Origin of the sequence: Citrobacter sp. Cu233 (assembly GCF_030332225.1) — a bacterium.
Taxonomy (GTDB): domain Bacteria; phylum Pseudomonadota; class Gammaproteobacteria; order Enterobacterales; family Enterobacteriaceae; genus Citrobacter.
The window spans coordinates 523,427-539,644 of sequence record NZ_JAOWIF010000028.1 but is presented as its reverse complement, the minus strand read 5'-3'; the positions used below and the strand labels follow the sequence as shown (position 1 = coordinate 539,644).

The following is a 16,218-nucleotide window of genomic DNA, read 5'->3' as shown; positions in this document are numbered from 1 at the left end:
GATTTATAAAATTCGAACCTGCAGACCTGATAAGACGCTAGTCACCATCCGGCATTCATCACACGCATTTCTTGTGACTTTTCTACGCCAATCCGCTATCTTGTTTAGCATACAAAACAATTATAACCGAATATAGCGTATGTCACGCTTTTACTCGGTTATTTCGTTAAGCCAGTAAAACGAGACAGCATGATGAGCGTGATGTTTGATCCTGAAGCAGCAATCTACCCGTTTCCGCCAAAACCTGCGCCGTTGAGTGTGGATGAAAAGCAATTTTATCGAGAGAAAATTAAACGTCTGCTGAAAGAGCGTGATGCCGTCATGGTCGCGCACTATTACACCGATCCTGAAATACAGCAGTTGGCCGAAGAAACCGGTGGCTGTATCTCTGATTCGCTTGAGATGGCGCGGTTCGGATCAAAACATCCGGCCTCTACGTTGCTGGTTGCGGGAGTCCGGTTTATGGGGGAAACAGCCAAAATTCTGAGCCCGGAAAAAACCATCCTGATGCCAACCTTACAGGCTGAATGTTCATTAGATCTGGGGTGCCCGATTGAGTCGTTTAGCGCATTTTGCGACGCGCATCCGGATCGCACCGTCGTAGTGTATGCCAATACGTCGGCTGCAGTTAAAGCGCGCGCTGACTGGGTCGTGACGTCCAGTATTGCCGTCGAACTGATTGAACACCTTGATAGCTTGGGGGAAAAAATCATTTGGGCCCCTGACAAGCACTTGGGCAATTACGTGCAAAAACAGACGGGGGCGGATGTTCTCTGCTGGCAGGGTGCCTGTATCGTTCATGATGAATTTAAAACCCAGGCATTAACACGCATGAAAGGGCTGTATCCTGACGCTGCCGTACTTGTGCACCCTGAATCCCCCCAGTCTATCGTTGATATGGCCGATGCGGTGGGATCAACCAGCCAGTTAATCAGCGCCGCTAAATCGTTACCGCACAAGCAACTGATTGTGGCGACCGATCGGGGTATTTTTTACAAAATGCAGCAAGCGGTTCCGGATAAAGAGCTGCTTGAAGCCCCGACGGCGGGTGAAGGTGCAACGTGTCGTAGCTGTGCGCACTGTCCGTGGATGGCAATGAACGGCCTTAAGGCGATTGCTGAGGGACTTGAGCAGGGTGGTGTGGCTCATGAGATACATGTTGATGCCGCGCTGCGAGAAGGTGCATTGCTGCCGTTAAACCGCATGCTGGAATTTGCGGCTACACTACGAGCTTAATTAAGGCGTTTCGCTCTGGGGGAAAAGATGGATTTTTTTAGCACGCAGAACATTCTGGTACATATTCCAATCGGTGCAGGCGGGTACGATCTGTCGTGGATTGAAGCGGTGGGGACTATCGCCGGGTTACTGTGTATTGGCCTCGCCAGTATGGAGAAAATCAGTAATTACTTCTTTGGTCTGATAAACGTCACGCTGTTTGCGATTATCTTCTTTCAGATCCAACTCTACGCCAGCTTGCTGCTGCAGGTGTTCTTTTTTGCCGCCAATATCTATGGCTGGTACGCCTGGTCCCGGCAGACCAGCCAACATGAGGCTGAACTTAAAATTCGCTGGCTGCCGTTGCCGAAAGCGTTGGGTTGGCTGACGGCTTGTGTGGTGGCAATTGGTCTGATGACCGTGTACATCGACCCGGTGTTTGCGTTCCTCACCCGCATTGCGGTGACTATCATGCAAGGACTGGGATTACAGGTTGCATTACCTGAATTGCAACCGGATGCGTTCCCGTTCTGGGATTCCTGCATGATGGTGCTATCAATTGTGGCGATGATCCTGATGACGCGCAAATACGTCGAGAACTGGCTATTGTGGGTGATCATTAACATCATCAGCGTAGTGATCTTTGCCCTGCAAGGGGTGTATGCCATGTCGCTGGAATACATGATTCTGACGGTGATCGCGTTGAACGGCAGCAGGATGTGGATTAACAGCGCGCGCGAACGTGGCTCACGCGCGTTTTCCCATTAGTGATGGTGATGTGAATGGCCGGACAGTCCCTCATACAGGTGACAGTCCGGCCCATTACATGGTTGGTATTCCATCTGAATCGTCGCGTGTTCAATTTGATAGTGATGAAGAAGAAAGTGCTGAATACGTTCCAGCAACGCATCGTGATCGTGCGGCGGGACTACCTGAACATGCAGCGTCATGACCGGTTTTTCACCCACCATCCAGACGTGAACATGGTGCACGTTGCGAACTTCGGGGATATCCCGGCTGAGATGTCGCTGTAGGGCGGCGATATCCAGCGCATGGGGCGCGCCCTCGAGTAATTCATTCACACTGTCTTTCAGTAAGCGCCAGGCGCTGCGCAACACCAGAACAGAAACCAGAATAGAGAGAATAGGGTCCGCAGGGGTCCAGCCCGTCCAGATAATGATCAGTGCCGCAATGATCGCGCCGACCGAGCCCAGCAAATCGCCCATAACATGCAGTGCTGCGGCACGAACGTTGAGGTTTTTCTCTTCGCTGCCGCGATGTAAAACCCAGAAGGCGAGCACGTTAGCCAGTAAACCCGCAACGGCGATAACCATCATCATCCCGCCGGCGACCGGACGGGGCGTATGGAAGCGCTCAATCGCTTCCCAGACGATTAAAATCGTGATCACCACCAACGCAATAGCGTTAACAAATGCGGCCAGCGTCGTGAGCCTCAGCCAGCCGAAAGTGTGTCGGATGGTCGGCGGTCGACGGGAAAACTGGACGGCCAGCAGCGCAAAAAGCAGCGCTGCGGCGTCAGTGAGCATATGTCCGGCATCAGCCAGCAGCGCCAGCGAGCCTGAAAGTATCCCTCCCACCACTTCGACCAGCATGAATCCCGCTGTAATGCAGAAGGCGAACAGCAGTCGACGGGCGTTATTATCCTTTGGCTGGTCGGGGGAAGTATGAGTATGTGAGTGCGCCATTGTGCCATCCCTTTGTTATTCTCACCTTTACTGTATGACATCATACCGTTTTTGGGGGGATAAAATTAAAAAGGAGAGCTTCCATTCTCCCGCTATCAGCCACGTAAATATTGGGCGTTGCCTTACAGTACAGTGGGTAAAGATCCACAATGTGTATCGATAGTCAGCACAGAATTTTGAAAATAATGATAAAAGCCGCAATTACAGTCGGGATTTGCAGTCTGGATCTCACTATTCGCTACATTCTTGCGTTTTTTTGCTTATTCCCGGGATAACACGGTTCGTACTGTAAAACCCCGTTTACACTTTATGACTGAAGATATAGATTGGAGGGATTGCATTCATTTATATAAGTATGGCTACGCTGGAATAATCATGAATTATCAGAACGACGATTTACGCATTAAAGAGATCAACGAGTTATTGCCCCCGGTTGCACTGCTGGAAAAATTCCCCGCTACTGAAAATGCCGCAAATACGGTGGCGCATGCCCGTAAGGCGATTCATAAAATTCTGAAAGGAAATGACGATCGTCTGTTGGTCGTTATTGGGCCGTGCTCAATTCACGATCCAGCTGCCGCTAAAGAGTATGCCGCACGTCTTCTGGCGTTGCGTGAAGAGTTGAAAGGCGAGCTTGAAATCGTCATGCGCGTTTACTTTGAAAAACCGCGTACTACCGTCGGCTGGAAAGGGCTTATCAACGATCCACATATGGACAACAGCTTCCAGATCAACGACGGCCTGCGCATTGCACGTAAATTGCTGTTGGATATCAACGACAGTGGTCTGCCGGCTGCGGGTGAGTTTCTGGATATGATCACTCCGCAATATCTTGCGGATCTGATGAGCTGGGGCGCAATTGGCGCGCGCACCACTGAGTCTCAGGTGCACCGTGAACTGGCGTCTGGTCTTTCCTGTCCGGTTGGCTTTAAAAACGGTACCGATGGCACAATCAAAGTTGCCATTGATGCTATTAACGCCGCAGGAGCACCACACTGCTTCCTGTCCGTGACCAAATGGGGTCACTCCGCCATTGTGAATACCAGTGGTAACGGCGATTGTCATATCATTCTGCGTGGCGGCAAAGAACCAAACTACAGCGCCCGGCACGTCGCAGACGTAAAAGAAGGTCTGGTCAAAGCGGGTCTGTCTGCGCAGGTGATGATCGATTTTAGCCATGCCAACTCCAGCAAGCAGTTCAAAAAGCAGATGGATGTTGCAAAAGATGTCTGCGGACAGGTTGCCGGCGGCGAGAAAGCAATTATTGGTGTGATGATCGAAAGCCATCTGGTCGAAGGTAATCAGAACCCGGATAGCGGTGAACCACTGACCTACGGCAAGAGCATCACTGATGCCTGTATTGGTTGGGAAGATACCGATGCCGTGCTGCGCCAGCTGGCGGATGCGGTAAAAGCGCGTCGGGGTTAAAAGCAAGCCCCGCAGAGAGACAAAAAAAGCGCGGATTCTCCGCGCTTTTTTATGTGCAACGAAGAAATTACTTCGCTTTACCCTGGTTGGCAACGGCCGCAGCTTTTGCTGCGATCTCGTCAGCGTTACCCAGATAGTAATGCTTGATCGGCTTGAAGTTTTCGTCGAATTCATACACCAGCGGTACACCCGTCGGGATGTTCAGTTCAAGAATTTCATCTTCACCCATATTATCCAGATATTTCACCAGCGCACGCAGGGAGTTACCGTGAGCGGCAATAATGACGCGCTCACCGCTTTTCATGCGCGGCAGAATGGTTTCATTCCAGTAAGGGATAACGCGATCGATAGTCAGTGCCAGGCTTTCGGTGACCGGCAGTTCTTTGTCCGTAAGTTTGGCATAACGCGGATCGTGACCCGGATAGCGTTCGTCATCTTTAGTCAGTTCCGGCGGGGTTACCGCAAAACCACGACGCCATTGCTTAACCTGCTCGTCACCGTATTTCTCGGCAGTTTCGGCTTTGTTCAGCCCCTGCAGCGCGCCGTAATGACGTTCGTTCAGTTTCCAGGATTTCTCAACGGGCAGCCAGGCCTGATCCAGTTCGTCCAGGACATTCCACAGGGTGTGGATGGCACGTTTCAGCACAGAGGTATAAGCAAAATCGAAGCTGTAGCCTTCCTCTTTCAGCAGTTTACCTGCCGCTTTTGCTTCGCCCACGCCTTTCTCAGACAGGTCAACATCATACCAACCGGTAAAACGGTTTTCGTTGTTCCACTGACTTTCACCGTGACGTACCAGAACCAGCTTAGTTACAGCCATACACTCACTCCTATAAATCATATTGAATGATAATAATTATCATTATATTGCCGTAATGCACCAGCGGCAATGCTTACGCATAACCATAGCGAAAATAGCGGCGCAGTGTAAGGTTCTTGTGAACTCAAGGTTGCGATTTTGTCTTTGAGTGGTGTGGTTTTGAGCGGATCCCGCGTGGGAATTTATGACGAGCCGGGTTTCGGCTCATCACGGCTAACGATCAGGCTGGAATAAATCGGTATTCGGTCAGGCTGGTGTACTCTTCACCCGGTCGCAGAAAGCAGTCTGGTTGCGGCCATTCCGGATGATTTGGGCTGTCAGGCAGAAACTCACTTTCCAGCGCCAGTCCTTGCCAGTCAGCATAGACTTCAGGCCCACGGGATGGCGTGCCGCCGAGGAAGTTACCGGAATAGAACTGCAATGCCGGGGCAGAGGTGTATACCTCCATTTGCAGTTTTTTATCCTGGGACCAAACCATAGCGACCGGTTTGCGGGCGTCGCCTTGCGCCTGCAACAAGAAAGCGTGATCGTAACCTTTCACCTTGCGCTGATCGTCATCGACCAGAAATTCGCTGTCGATGCGTTTAGGTGCACGGAAATCGAACGAGGTGCCAGCCACGGGTTTCAGTCCGTCATGCGGGATACCCATTTCATCAACCGGCAGGTACATATCGGCCAGAATCTGTAGCGTATGCTGACGGATATCCGTTTTGTCGCCGTCAAGATTGAAATAAACGTGATTCGTCAGATTTACCGGGCAGGGCTTATCCACCGTCGCACGGTAGGTAATCGAAATACGGTTATCATCGGTCAGGCGATATTGCGCGGTGGCGCAGAGGTGACCCGGAAAACCCTGGTCGCCATCGTCAGAGGTTAAGGCAAACAGCACCTGACGATCATTTTGATTCACTATCTGCCAGCGGCGTTTATCGAAGCCGTCCGGCCCGCCATGTAACTGGTTGTCACCCTGGCTTGGCAGTAACGCAACGGTCTCACCGGCATAGGTATAACGGCTGTCTGCGATACGGTTAGCATAGCGGCCAATGGATGCGCCTAAAAATGCGGCCTGTTGTGGGTATTGCTCCGGGCTGGCGCAACCGAGTAATGCTTCTCGCACGCTACCATCATTAAGCGGGATACGGGCAGAAAGCAGCGTCGCGCCCCAATCCATCAGTGTGACTACCATCCCCGCGTCATTACGCAGGGTGAGCAGACGAAAGGGTTGGCCATCGGGCGCCATTACGGGAATTTCGTTTAGCACTGTCCGGCTCCTTGTGAAGGTTTGCAGACGTAAAAGGTTTCCTTGATACCGGTTTTCGCTTCGTACTGTTCAGCGACAGCTTGCTGTACGCCAGGAACCAAATCTTGCGGGATCAGCGCCACGATGCAGCCGCCGAAGCCGCCACCCGTCATGCGCACGCCACCCCGATCGCCGATAGTTGCTTTCACAATCTCGACCAGCGTATCAATTTGTGGCACGGTGATTTCGAAATCATCGCGCATTGAAACGTGAGATTCAGCCATCAGCTGACCCATACGTTGCAGGTCGCCTTTCTCCAGAGCCGCTGCGGCTTCAACCGTGCGGGCGTTTTCTGTGATCACATGGCGAACACGTTTGGCAACGATGGGATCCAGTTCATGTGCAACCGCGTTAAAGGCCTCAAGGCTGACATCACGCAGCGCGGGTTGTTGGAAGAAGCGCGCACCGGTTTCACACTGTTCGCGACGGGTGTTGTACTCACTGCCAACCAGTGTACGTTTAAAGTTGCTGTTGATGATCACCACCGCCACACCTTCCGGCATGGAAACCGCTTTGGTGCCCAGCGTACGACAGTCAATCAGCAGCGCATGATCTTTCTTGCCCAGTGCAGAGATGAGCTGGTCCATAATGCCGCAATTACAGCCGACAAACTGGTTTTCTGCTTCCTGGCCGTTCAGGGCAATCTGTGCACCGTCGAGTGGCAGATGATAAAGTTGCTGGAACACGGTACCTACGGCCACTTCCAGTGAAGCAGAAGAGCTTAAACCCGCACCTTGCGGCACATTGCCACTGATCACCAGATCCGCGCCGCCAAAGGCGTTATTGCGTTTTTGCAGATGCTTCACGACGCCGCGCACGTAATTTGACCACTGCTGGGTTTCGTGGGCGATAATCGGCGCATCAAGCGAGAACTCATCTATCTGATTTTCGTAATCCGCCGCAATCACACGAACGGTGCGATCATCGCGGGGGGCACAACTGATAACCGTTTGATAGTCGATGGCGCACGGCAGGACGAAGCCGTCATTATAATCAGTGTGTTCGCCGATCAGGTTTACACGGCCGGGTGCCTGAATGGTATGGGGGGCAGGGTAGCCAAACGATTCAGCAAACAGAGATTGTGTTTTTTCTTTCAGACTCATTATTTAAACTCCGGATTCGCGAAAATGGGTGTCGCTGACCGCACGCAGACGGTCTGCCGCTTGTTCTGCTGTCAGATCGCGTTGGGTCTCCGCCAGCATTTCGTAACCAACCATAAACTTACGTACGGTCGCGGAACGCAGCAGCGGCGGATAAAAGTGTGCGTGCAACTGCCAGTGGTCATTCTCTTCGCCGTTAAACGGTGCGCCGTGCCAGCCCATAGAGTAGGGGAAAGAGCACTGGAACAGGTTGTCATAACGACTGGTCAGTTTTTTCAACGCCAGCGCCAGGTCAGTTCGCTGTTCGTCGGTCAAATCGGTAATACGCAGCACATGCGTTTTCGGCAGTAGTAGCGTTTCGAACGGCCATGCGGCCCAGTAAGGCACAACCGCCAGCCAGTGCTCGGTTTCTACGACCGTACGGCTGCCGTCTGCCTGTTCACGCTGGACATAATCCAGCAGCATTGGTGTGCCCTGTTCAGCGAAGTACGCTTTTTGCAGACGGTCTTCACGTTCGGCTTCGTTGGGCAGGAAACTGTTGGCCCAAATCTGTCCGTGTGGGTGCGGGTTTGAACATCCCATCGCCGCACCTTTATTCTCAAATACCTGCACCCAGGGATAGGTTTTCCCTAAATCTGCGGTTTGTTCCTGCCACGTTTTCACGATTTCGGTCAGCGCGGGTACGCTGAGCTCTGGCAGCGTTTTGCTATGATCGGGCGAGAAGCAAATCACGCGGCTGGTACCGCGTGCGCTCTGGCAACGCATTAATGGGTCGTGGCTATCGGGAGCATCCGGGGTATCAGACATCAGCGCGGCAAAATCGTTGGTAAAAACGTAGGTTCCCGTGTAATCGGGGTTTTTATCACCGGTAACGCGTGTATTGCCTGCACACAGGAAGCAGTCCGGATCATGCGCGGGCAGAACCTGTTTAGATGGCGTTTCCTGCGCCCCTTGCCAGGGGCGTTTTGCACGATGTGGCGAAACGAGGATCCACTGCCCGGTGAGCGGGTTAAAGCGGCGGTGTGGGTGATCGACAGGGTTGAATTGCGTCATAACGTGTCCTTAATCCGAATATCCCTGTGGATGGCGTGATTGCCAGTGCCAGGTATCTTGCGCCATTTCATCCAGTGTACGCGTCACGCGCCAGTTAAGTTCGCGGTCTGCTTTGCTGGCATCAGCCCAGTAGGCAGGCAGATCGCCGTCGCGGCGCGGAGCAAAATGGTAGTTCACTGGCTTACCACACGCTTTGCTGAAGGCGTTGACCACATCCAGTACGCTGCTACCAACGCCAGCGCCAAGGTTGTAAATATGTACCCCTTGCTTGCCTGCCAGTTTTTCCATGGCGACAACGTGACCGTCGGCAAGATCCATCACGTGGATGTAATCGCGAACACCGGTACCGTCTTCGGTAGGGTAGTCATTACCAAATATGGCCAGAGACTCACGGCGGCCTACGGCAACCTGTGCAATGTAAGGCATCAGATTGTTAGGGATACCTTGCGGATCTTCGCCCATGTCTCCTGACGGATGTGCGCCAACCGGATTGAAATAGCGTAGCAACGCGATGCTCCACTCAGGTTGTGCTTTTTGCAGATCGGTCAGGATCTGCTCGACCATCAGCTTACTTTTGCCGTACGGACTTTGTGGTGTGCCGGTCGGGAAGCTTTCAACGTAAGGAATTTGCGGCTGATCGCCATAGACTGTGGCGGAGGAGCTGAATATGAAGTTTTTCACGTTGGCGGCGCGCATCGCATTAACCAGACGCAGAGTGCCGTTGACGTTGTTGTCATAGTACTCCAGCGGCTTAGCCACGGATTCGCCGACGGCCTTCAGACCGGCAAAGTGGATGACCGTATCGATGGCATGATCGTGCAGGATTTCGGTGATCAGCGCTTCGTTACGGATATCACCTTCGACGAAGGTCGGATGTTTTCCACCTAAACGCTCAATAACGGGCAGTACGCTGCGCTTACTGTTGCAGAGGTTATCAAGGATCACGACATCGTGACCGTTTTTCAGTAACTGTACACACGTGTGGCTTCCAATGTAACCGCTACCACCTGTAACCAATACTCTCATAATTCGCTCCGTTATGCCTATATCATGTAATGAAGATAGCATAACAAAGTTGTGAAAAGTGTGACATGGAATAAATTAGTGGAATCGTTTACACATGATGATTCTCAACGCCTGAATTGTGTTTTTTGGTTTTAAATCATTCTGTTATTTAATGATCGCAGCTTTTATCTGAAAAATCAGGCCTAAAAAAGGGCGCATTAACGCGCCCTGGTATGAAAACTAACGCAGGGAGGATTGCCGATAGGTGTAGATATCGTTTTCTGGTACGAACTCCAGTCGGTGGGTAATGCAGGCTGGTGCATCTTCAGCATGGTGAGAAACAAACAGCAGTTGGGTTTCGCCTTCGCCGAGCAGAACATCAACGAAGCGGCGGATCAACTGGCGGTTTAACGGATCCAACCCTTGCAAGGGTTCATCAAGGATCAATAGCGTAGGGTGTTTCACTAACGCGCGGACGATCAGCGCCAGGCGCTGCTGCCCCCAGGAAAGGCTGTGGAAAGGGGCGTCTGCAGTGCGTTTATCCATTCCCAGAATGTCTAGCCACTGTTGCACCAGCTTGTGTTGTCTGTCTGATACGGCCTGATAAATACCGATTGAATCGAAGTAGCCTGAGAGAATGACGTTACGCACCGTGGTGCTTACCCGGTAATCCAGATGCAGGCTGCTGCTGACGTAGCCAATGTGCTTTTTAATATCCCAGATAGTTTCGCCGCTACCCCGACGACGGCCAAACAGCGTCAAATCATTGCTATAGCCCTGCGGATGATCGCCGGTAATTAAACTGAGTAGCGTTGATTTTCCCGCCCCGTTTGGACCGACAATCTGCCAGTGTTCCCCTGGGTTTACCCGCCAGCTCAGATGATGAAGAATAGGGCGATCGTTATAGGAAACGACCCCGTCGTTGAGCATAATCCGCGGTTCGTTCTCAGACAATATGCGGCGTACGGAAGGTTCATCCGGTTCGGGGAGGATGATACCATCAAGCCGTTCACTGTGGGCAAGTTGGGCGATTAACGCTTGTTGCAGAAGACCCGTTTTTTCACCGGTTTCAGTCAATGTGCAATCGGCGAGTACGCCAGCAAATTGCACAAAATCGGGGATCTCATCAAAGCGGTTTAGCACCAGCACTAACGTAAAACCGGCCTGATGTAACGCCGCGAGCAGCTCCGCCAACTGGCGACGTGAAGCCACATCCAGCCCGTCAAATGGTTCATCAAGGATCAGCAAATCGGGTTCGGACATCAGTGCCTGACAGAGCAGGGTTTTCCGCGTTTCGCCAGTGGAAAGGTATTTGAAACGTCTGCTGAGCAGTGAGGTGATACCAAACTGCTGCGCCAGGGCGGCACAGCGAGCTGGATCGCTGACCTCATCCTGAATAATTTCCGCAGTGGTGCGCCCGGTATCGTCTTCGCCTGGGCTCAGAAGATCGGTGTTGTTACGCTGCCATTCGTCGCTGACCAACTTTTGTAGCTGCTCAAAGGAGAGACGGGTTATACGCGTGAACTGGCTGTGGCGTTCGCCTTTTAGTAACGGCAATTCTCCGGCGAGCGCACGCGCCAGCGCGGATTTTCCGCTGCCGTTAGACCCCACAAACGCCCAGCTATCACCCGCGTTTAACGTCAACGAATTCAACTGAAGCGTTTTGGTATCACTCAGACGAAACGTGCCTTGCGAAATTTGCAACGATGACATTTTGCATCCCATTTTTTGCAGCGATGAATGACAGGGATACTTTGTCCGGGCGGGAATGTCAATGTCGTTTGTTGCCGGATGGCGGCGCGGGTACCTTATCCGGCCTGAACGTAGCCTGATAAGCGCAGCGCCATCAGGCGAAGCGGGCTTCAAGATTTAGCACAGCGTTGCGATAATCACTCTGTCCGCGTTGAAATATGCAGTGACATTCGCGCCTTCTTGTAGTGATAGCGCATCGTCAGTCGGAACGGTGGCGCACAGCGTTTGTCCATCCGGTAAGGTCATTAACACTTCACACTGCTCGCTCCCGCGTTCAATATGGCTGATGGTGCCTTGCAATTGGTTATCGGCGGCCTGAGCGATAGCATCATCCTGGGTGATCCCCACCCACGGCGCTTTCAACAGGATCAAGACTTCTTTGCCTTCATCAAGTCCCAGACGTTCACCGCTCTGCGCGGTAATCGCGACTTTCAGCCGGGTTTCGCCATCGGCCAGCAGGACGTCAACATGCTGTTGAACCTGATCGTGGTCGCGTGCGGTGATGGTGCCAAACCATTGGTTACGCGCACTGGTTTGCAGCGAGAAGCGGGAGATGGCCGCCAGCAGGCTATTGAGTGGAACCGCATCGTCATCGCTCAGGACATCGAAGGCTTTTTGCTGAATTTGCGCCAGCAGATCGTATAACTGAATCAGGCGTTGGCCGTAGCGGGTTAACACTGCACCGCCGCCCCCTTTGCCACCGGTGGCGCGCTCTACCAGCGTCTGCTCACTAAGCTGGTTCATTTCGTTAATCGCGTCCCAGGCGCTTTTATAACTGATACCTGCATCCTTCGCGCCCTGACTGATGGAGCCGGAAAGCGCAATGTGCTTAAGCAGAGAAATACGGCGGGGATCGGCAAACAGTTTTTGCTGAAGTTTCAGTGTAAGTAGGATTTCGGCCTGCATAACAAGCTCCTGGCAAAAAAGGGTATTGTGACGGAAAACCGCGCCTGAGCAAAGCCGACCGCACAAAAGGGGAGTGCTTTTCTGTGTTATGTGGTTAGAATACAACTAAGGACTATATCTGGAGTTGACCATGTTAGAGTTATTGAAAAGTCTGGTATTCGCCGTAATCATGGTACCTGTGGTAATGGCCATCATTCTGGGACTGATTTACGGACTGGGTGAAGTGTTCAACATTTTTTCCGGTATCGGTCAGAAAGACCAATCCAGACAGAACCATTGATTCCCCGAACGCCCGCTTAGCCGGGCGTTTTTTATTGCTCATTATCCAACTGCGTTAGTTCCTCAAGATCCTGCTTTCCCTGCCGATATTTTCTTTGTGTAACCTCTAATTGGTAGTAATAACCACTGGGAAAATCCTGATTTAATCGTTATATTTGCGCCTACATAACGAAACTCAAAGGAGTTACAGATGGCACGTACATGGTTACGCTTGTTTGCAGGGGCAACACTTTCTCTTTCTGTTGCCGGACATGCACTGGCGGATGAAGGTAAAATCACAGTGTTTGCAGCGGCGTCGTTAACGAACGCGATGCAGGACATTGCCGCAGAATATAAAAAAGAGAAGAATGTTGATGTTGTCTCCTCTTTTGCCTCTTCTTCTACGCTGGCACGCCAGATTGAAGCAGGCGCACCCGCCGATCTGTTTATTTCAGCCGATCAGAAATGGATGGATTACGCGGTAGACAAAAAGTCTATCGATACCGCAACGCGCAAAACGCTGCTCGGTAACAGCCTGGTCGTTGTCGCTCCGAAAGCCAGTGCACAGAAAGACTTCACCATCGACAGCAAAACCAACTGGACCAGCCTGTTGAACGGCGGGCGTCTGGCCGTGGGTGACCCGGAACATGTTCCGGCAGGTATTTACGCGAAAGAAGCGCTGCAGAAATTGGGCGCATGGGATACCCTGGCGCCGAAACTGGCTCCGGCTGAAGATGTTCGTGGCGCATTGGCGCTGGTTGAACGTAACGAAGCCCCGCTGGGTATTGTCTATGGTTCTGATGCCGTAGCCAGCAAAGGCGTAAAAGTTGTGGCGACCTTCCCGGAAGACTCACATAAAAAAGTGGAATACCCTATCGCGATTGTTGATGGGCACGCCAACGCAACGGTCAGCGCGTTCTATGATTACCTGAAGGGACCGCAGGCTTCTGAAATCTTCAAACGTTATGGATTTACGACCAAGTAATGATACTCACTGATCCAGAATGGCAGGCTGTCTTACTTAGCCTGAAAGTTTCTTCCCTGGCCGTGTTGTTTAGCCTGCCGTTTGGGATCTTCTTTGCCTGGTTACTGGTACGCTGTAAGTTCCCGGGCAAAGCGTTGCTCGACAGCGTGCTGCACTTGCCGCTGGTACTGCCTCCCGTCGTGGTGGGGTACCTGCTGCTGGTGGCTATGGGGCGGCGCGGATTTATTGGCGAATGGCTGTACGACTGGTTTGGCATCACCTTTGCCTTTAGCTGGCGTGGCGCGGTTCTGGCCGCGGCGGTGATGTCTTTTCCTCTTATGGTGCGGGCAATACGTCTGGCGCTCGAAGGGGTGGACGTCAAGCTGGAGCAGGCCGCCCGCACGCTGGGGGCCGGGCGCTGGCGCGTATTCATGACCATTACCTTACCGTTGATGCTGCCTGGCATAATTGTCGGTACGGTGCTGGCGTTCGCGCGTTCACTCGGTGAATTCGGCGCAACCATTACTTTTGTTTCTAATATCCCGGGCGAAACGCGCACCATTCCTTCGGCAATGTACACTCTCATCCAGACGCCTGGCGGCGAAAGTGCGGCGGCAAGGTTATGCATTATTTCTATTGTGCTGGCGCTGATTTCGCTGCTCATTTCTGAGTGGCTGGCGCGAATTAGCCGTGAGCGGACGGGGCGATAATCATGCTGGAACTTCATTTCTCCCAGACGCTGGGAACCCACTGTCTGACGCTCAACGAAACGCTGCCAGCCAGCGGTATTACCGCTATTTTTGGTGTCTCTGGCGCGGGAAAAACGTCGCTGATTAATGCTATCAGTGGTCTGACCCAACCACAGTCCGGGCGCATTGTGCTCAACGGTCGGGTACTGAATGACGTTGAAAACGGTATCTGCCTGACGCCTGAAAAACGCCGGGTGGGCTATGTTTTTCAGGATGCGCGTCTGTTCCCGCATTATAAAGTGCGTGGGAATCTGCGTTATGGCATGGCGAAAAGCATGGCCGGGCAGTTTGATAAGCTGGTGGCATTGCTGGGCATTGAGCCTTTGCTCGACCGTCTACCCGGAGGCCTTTCTGGCGGTGAAAAACAGCGTGTTGCTATTGGTCGCGCGTTACTGACCGCACCTGAATTGTTGCTGCTCGATGAGCCGTTAGCCTCGCTGGACATTCCACGTAAACGTGAGTTGTTGCCTTATCTGCAGCGGCTGGCGCGCGAAATTAATATTCCCATGTTGTATGTCAGCCATTCGCTTGATGAGATTTTGCATCTGGCCGATAAAGTGATGGTGTTGGAAAATGGGCAGGTGAAAGCGTTTGGCTCACTGGAGGATGTCTGGGGGAGCAGCGTGATGCATCCCTGGCTACCGAAAGAGCAGCAGAGCAGCATACTGAAAGTTAACGTACTGGAGCATCACCCGCATTATGCGATGACAGCGCTGGCGCTGGGCGATCAGCATCTGTGGGTCAATAAGCTGGATAAACCGCTGCAAACCGCATTGCGTATCCGGATTCAGGCATCTGATGTTTCGCTGGTATTACAACCGCCGCAGCAGACCAGTATTCGTAACGTACTACGGGCAAAGGTGGCGTCATGCTATGACGACAACGGACAGGTAGAAGTACAGCTTGAGGTCGGCGGGAAAACGCTGTGGGCGAGAATCAGCCCATGGGCCAGGGATGAACTTGGCATCAAGCCTGGCCTGTGGTTGTACGCCCAAATTAAGAGCGTGTCGATTACCGCCTGATTACAGCAACTGAGAATAGATAAATTTGGCGATACTGTCGGTGGTATTGTCGCCAATGACAATATTGGCGCGGGCTTTGACTGCATCATCGGCATTTCCCATCGCCACACCGGTACCCGCGGCTTCCAGCATACTGATATCATTAAAGTTGTCACCAAAGGCGATGACATTCTCCATTGACCCGCCTTGCGCTTCAATCCACTGGGCAAGGCGTCTTCCTTTGCTGTTGCCTTTGCGGGCCACGTCGACCTGATCGTGCCAGGACCACTCACACTCGAGCCCCAACTGCTGTTCAACATGTTTACCAAACTGCTGCAGCTTTGGAATATCTTCGTCAGTCAGGGCAAATTTCCACACGGCATTAACGTCATGCGCGGCCTGTGCCAGAGACGGAACCTGAGTGAAGGTAGGGCGCTGTTCCGGCGGCAGAGTTTGCGCCCAGTTTGCAGTACGCACGACATGCCCGGTCGGGCGTTCATACAGCATCGCGTCATCCACATACATCAGACCGTGGATCTGATGAGCCTCCAGCATGTCGATCAGCTGCAACGCCTGGTTAACCGGAAGGGGATCGGATTCCAGTACCTTTTTTGCCTGATAATCATACAAGTAAGTGCCATTGCAGCAAATTGCAGGTGTATCCAGCGCCAGTGCCTGATAAAAAGGATGAATAGCAACGTGATGGCGGCCCGTGACAATGATAAGTTGATAGCCGGCTTCTCTGGCGCGTGAGAGCGCTTCGAGAGAGGAGGGCAGCAAGGTTTTTTTCGGGGTCAACAACGTACCGTCTAAATCTAGGGCAATCACGCGAGTGGTCATCAGTTATTCCAGATTAAGGTTGAGAATTGTGTCTTTTGGCATGGTACACCGAGTCGGCAGTCGGACAAAATTCTGAGCCTTAATTAAGCATTCACCGTTAAAAGCGTCTACCTTAGGCGTG

Annotated in this window: 16 protein-coding genes; 7 read left to right on the top strand and 9 right to left on the bottom strand. The window is 52.4% G+C overall.

Annotation, left to right across the window (positions count from 1 at the left end):
• The first annotated feature begins 192 nt into the window (after positions 1–192).
• A complete protein-coding gene (nadA, locus tag OGX95_RS03335; RefSeq protein WP_271441227.1) occupies positions 193–1,236 on the top strand; it encodes a quinolinate synthase NadA in 1,044 nt (347 codons plus the stop codon).
• Between the two features lie 27 nt (positions 1,237–1,263).
• Positions 1,264–1,983, top strand: coding sequence for a nicotinamide riboside transporter PnuC (pnuC, locus tag OGX95_RS03330; protein WP_286628320.1), 720 nt, complete (start codon positions 1,264–1,266; stop codon positions 1,981–1,983).
• Here the strand turns inward: pnuC and zitB are convergent.
• The gene (gene zitB / locus OGX95_RS03325) at positions 1,980–2,921 is read right to left on the bottom strand and encodes a CDF family zinc transporter ZitB (RefSeq protein ID WP_286628319.1); all 942 of its coding nucleotides are present in this window, start codon (positions 2,919–2,921) and stop codon (positions 1,980–1,982) included. The two genes, pnuC and zitB, sit on opposite strands and share 4 nt — an antisense overlap.
• Positions 2,922–3,296: 375 nt before the next feature.
• On the opposite strand from zitB, the gene aroG reads away from it, so the two are divergent.
• Positions 3,297–4,349: a 3-deoxy-7-phosphoheptulonate synthase AroG gene (gene aroG / locus OGX95_RS03320; protein WP_286628318.1), complete on the top strand. Its 1,053-nt coding sequence runs from the start codon at positions 3,297–3,299 to the stop codon at positions 4,347–4,349.
• A 67-nt stretch (positions 4,350–4,416) separates the two neighbouring features.
• On the opposite strand, the gene gpmA is transcribed toward aroG, so the two are convergent.
• From gpmA to modE, 7 genes are all read right to left on the bottom strand, one after another.
• Entirely contained in the window at positions 4,417–5,169 is a 753-nt protein-coding gene (gpmA, locus tag OGX95_RS03315) for a 2,3-diphosphoglycerate-dependent phosphoglycerate mutase (protein ID WP_003022999.1), read from the bottom strand.
• A gap of 220 nt (positions 5,170–5,389) precedes the next feature.
• Positions 5,390–6,430: a galactose-1-epimerase gene (galM, locus tag OGX95_RS03310; RefSeq protein ID WP_286628317.1), complete on the bottom strand. Its 1,041-nt coding sequence runs from the start codon at positions 6,428–6,430 to the stop codon at positions 5,390–5,392.
• Positions 6,424–7,572 (bottom strand): galactokinase, encoded by a 1,149-nt coding sequence (gene galK, locus OGX95_RS03305; protein WP_286628316.1) that lies wholly within the window; start codon positions 7,570–7,572, stop codon positions 6,424–6,426. Before galK ends, galM begins: the two co-directional genes overlap by 7 nt.
• 3 nt (positions 7,573–7,575) lie before the next feature.
• Positions 7,576–8,622 (bottom strand): galactose-1-phosphate uridylyltransferase, encoded by a 1,047-nt coding sequence (galT, locus tag OGX95_RS03300; RefSeq protein WP_286628315.1) that lies wholly within the window; start codon positions 8,620–8,622, stop codon positions 7,576–7,578.
• 9 nt (positions 8,623–8,631) lie between these two features.
• Positions 8,632–9,648, bottom strand: coding sequence for a UDP-glucose 4-epimerase GalE (gene galE, locus OGX95_RS03295; protein WP_040232497.1), 1,017 nt, complete (start codon positions 9,646–9,648; stop codon positions 8,632–8,634).
• 219 nt (positions 9,649–9,867) lie between these two features.
• The gene (gene modF, locus OGX95_RS03290; protein WP_286628314.1) at positions 9,868–11,340 is read right to left on the bottom strand and encodes a molybdate ABC transporter ATP-binding protein ModF; all 1,473 of its coding nucleotides are present in this window, start codon (positions 11,338–11,340) and stop codon (positions 9,868–9,870) included.
• A 156-nt stretch (positions 11,341–11,496) separates the two neighbouring features.
• Entirely contained in the window at positions 11,497–12,285 is a 789-nt protein-coding gene (gene modE / locus OGX95_RS03285) for a molybdenum-dependent transcriptional regulator (protein ID WP_137384363.1), read from the bottom strand.
• A gap of 130 nt (positions 12,286–12,415) precedes the next feature.
• On the opposite strand from modE, the gene OGX95_RS03280 reads away from it, so the two are divergent.
• The 4 genes from OGX95_RS03280 to modC all read left to right on the top strand — a co-directional run bounded on the left by OGX95_RS03280 (position 12,416) and on the right by modC (position 15,278).
• Positions 12,416–12,565 carry an AcrZ family multidrug efflux pump-associated protein gene (locus OGX95_RS03280; RefSeq protein WP_003023026.1) on the top strand — a complete coding sequence of 50 codons (150 nt, stop codon included), beginning with the start codon at positions 12,416–12,418 and terminating at the stop codon, positions 12,563–12,565.
• Positions 12,566–12,754: 189 nt separating this feature from the next.
• A complete protein-coding gene (modA, locus tag OGX95_RS03275) occupies positions 12,755–13,528 on the top strand; it encodes a molybdate ABC transporter substrate-binding protein (protein WP_286628313.1) in 774 nt (257 codons plus the stop codon).
• Positions 13,528–14,217, top strand: a complete 690-nt coding sequence (modB, locus tag OGX95_RS03270) for a molybdate ABC transporter permease subunit (RefSeq protein WP_005125418.1) — start codon at positions 13,528–13,530, stop codon at positions 14,215–14,217. Before modA ends, modB begins: the two co-directional genes overlap by 1 nt.
• A 2-nt stretch (positions 14,218–14,219) precedes the next feature.
• Positions 14,220–15,278, top strand: a complete 1,059-nt coding sequence (modC, locus tag OGX95_RS03265) for a molybdenum ABC transporter ATP-binding protein ModC (RefSeq protein ID WP_286628312.1) — start codon at positions 14,220–14,222, stop codon at positions 15,276–15,278.
• Here the strand turns inward: modC and OGX95_RS03260 are convergent, their stop codons facing one another.
• Positions 15,279–16,097 carry a pyridoxal phosphatase gene (locus OGX95_RS03260; protein WP_286628311.1) on the bottom strand — a complete coding sequence of 273 codons (819 nt, stop codon included), beginning with the start codon at positions 16,095–16,097 and terminating at the stop codon, positions 15,279–15,281.
• Positions 16,098–16,218 lie beyond the last annotated feature (121 nt).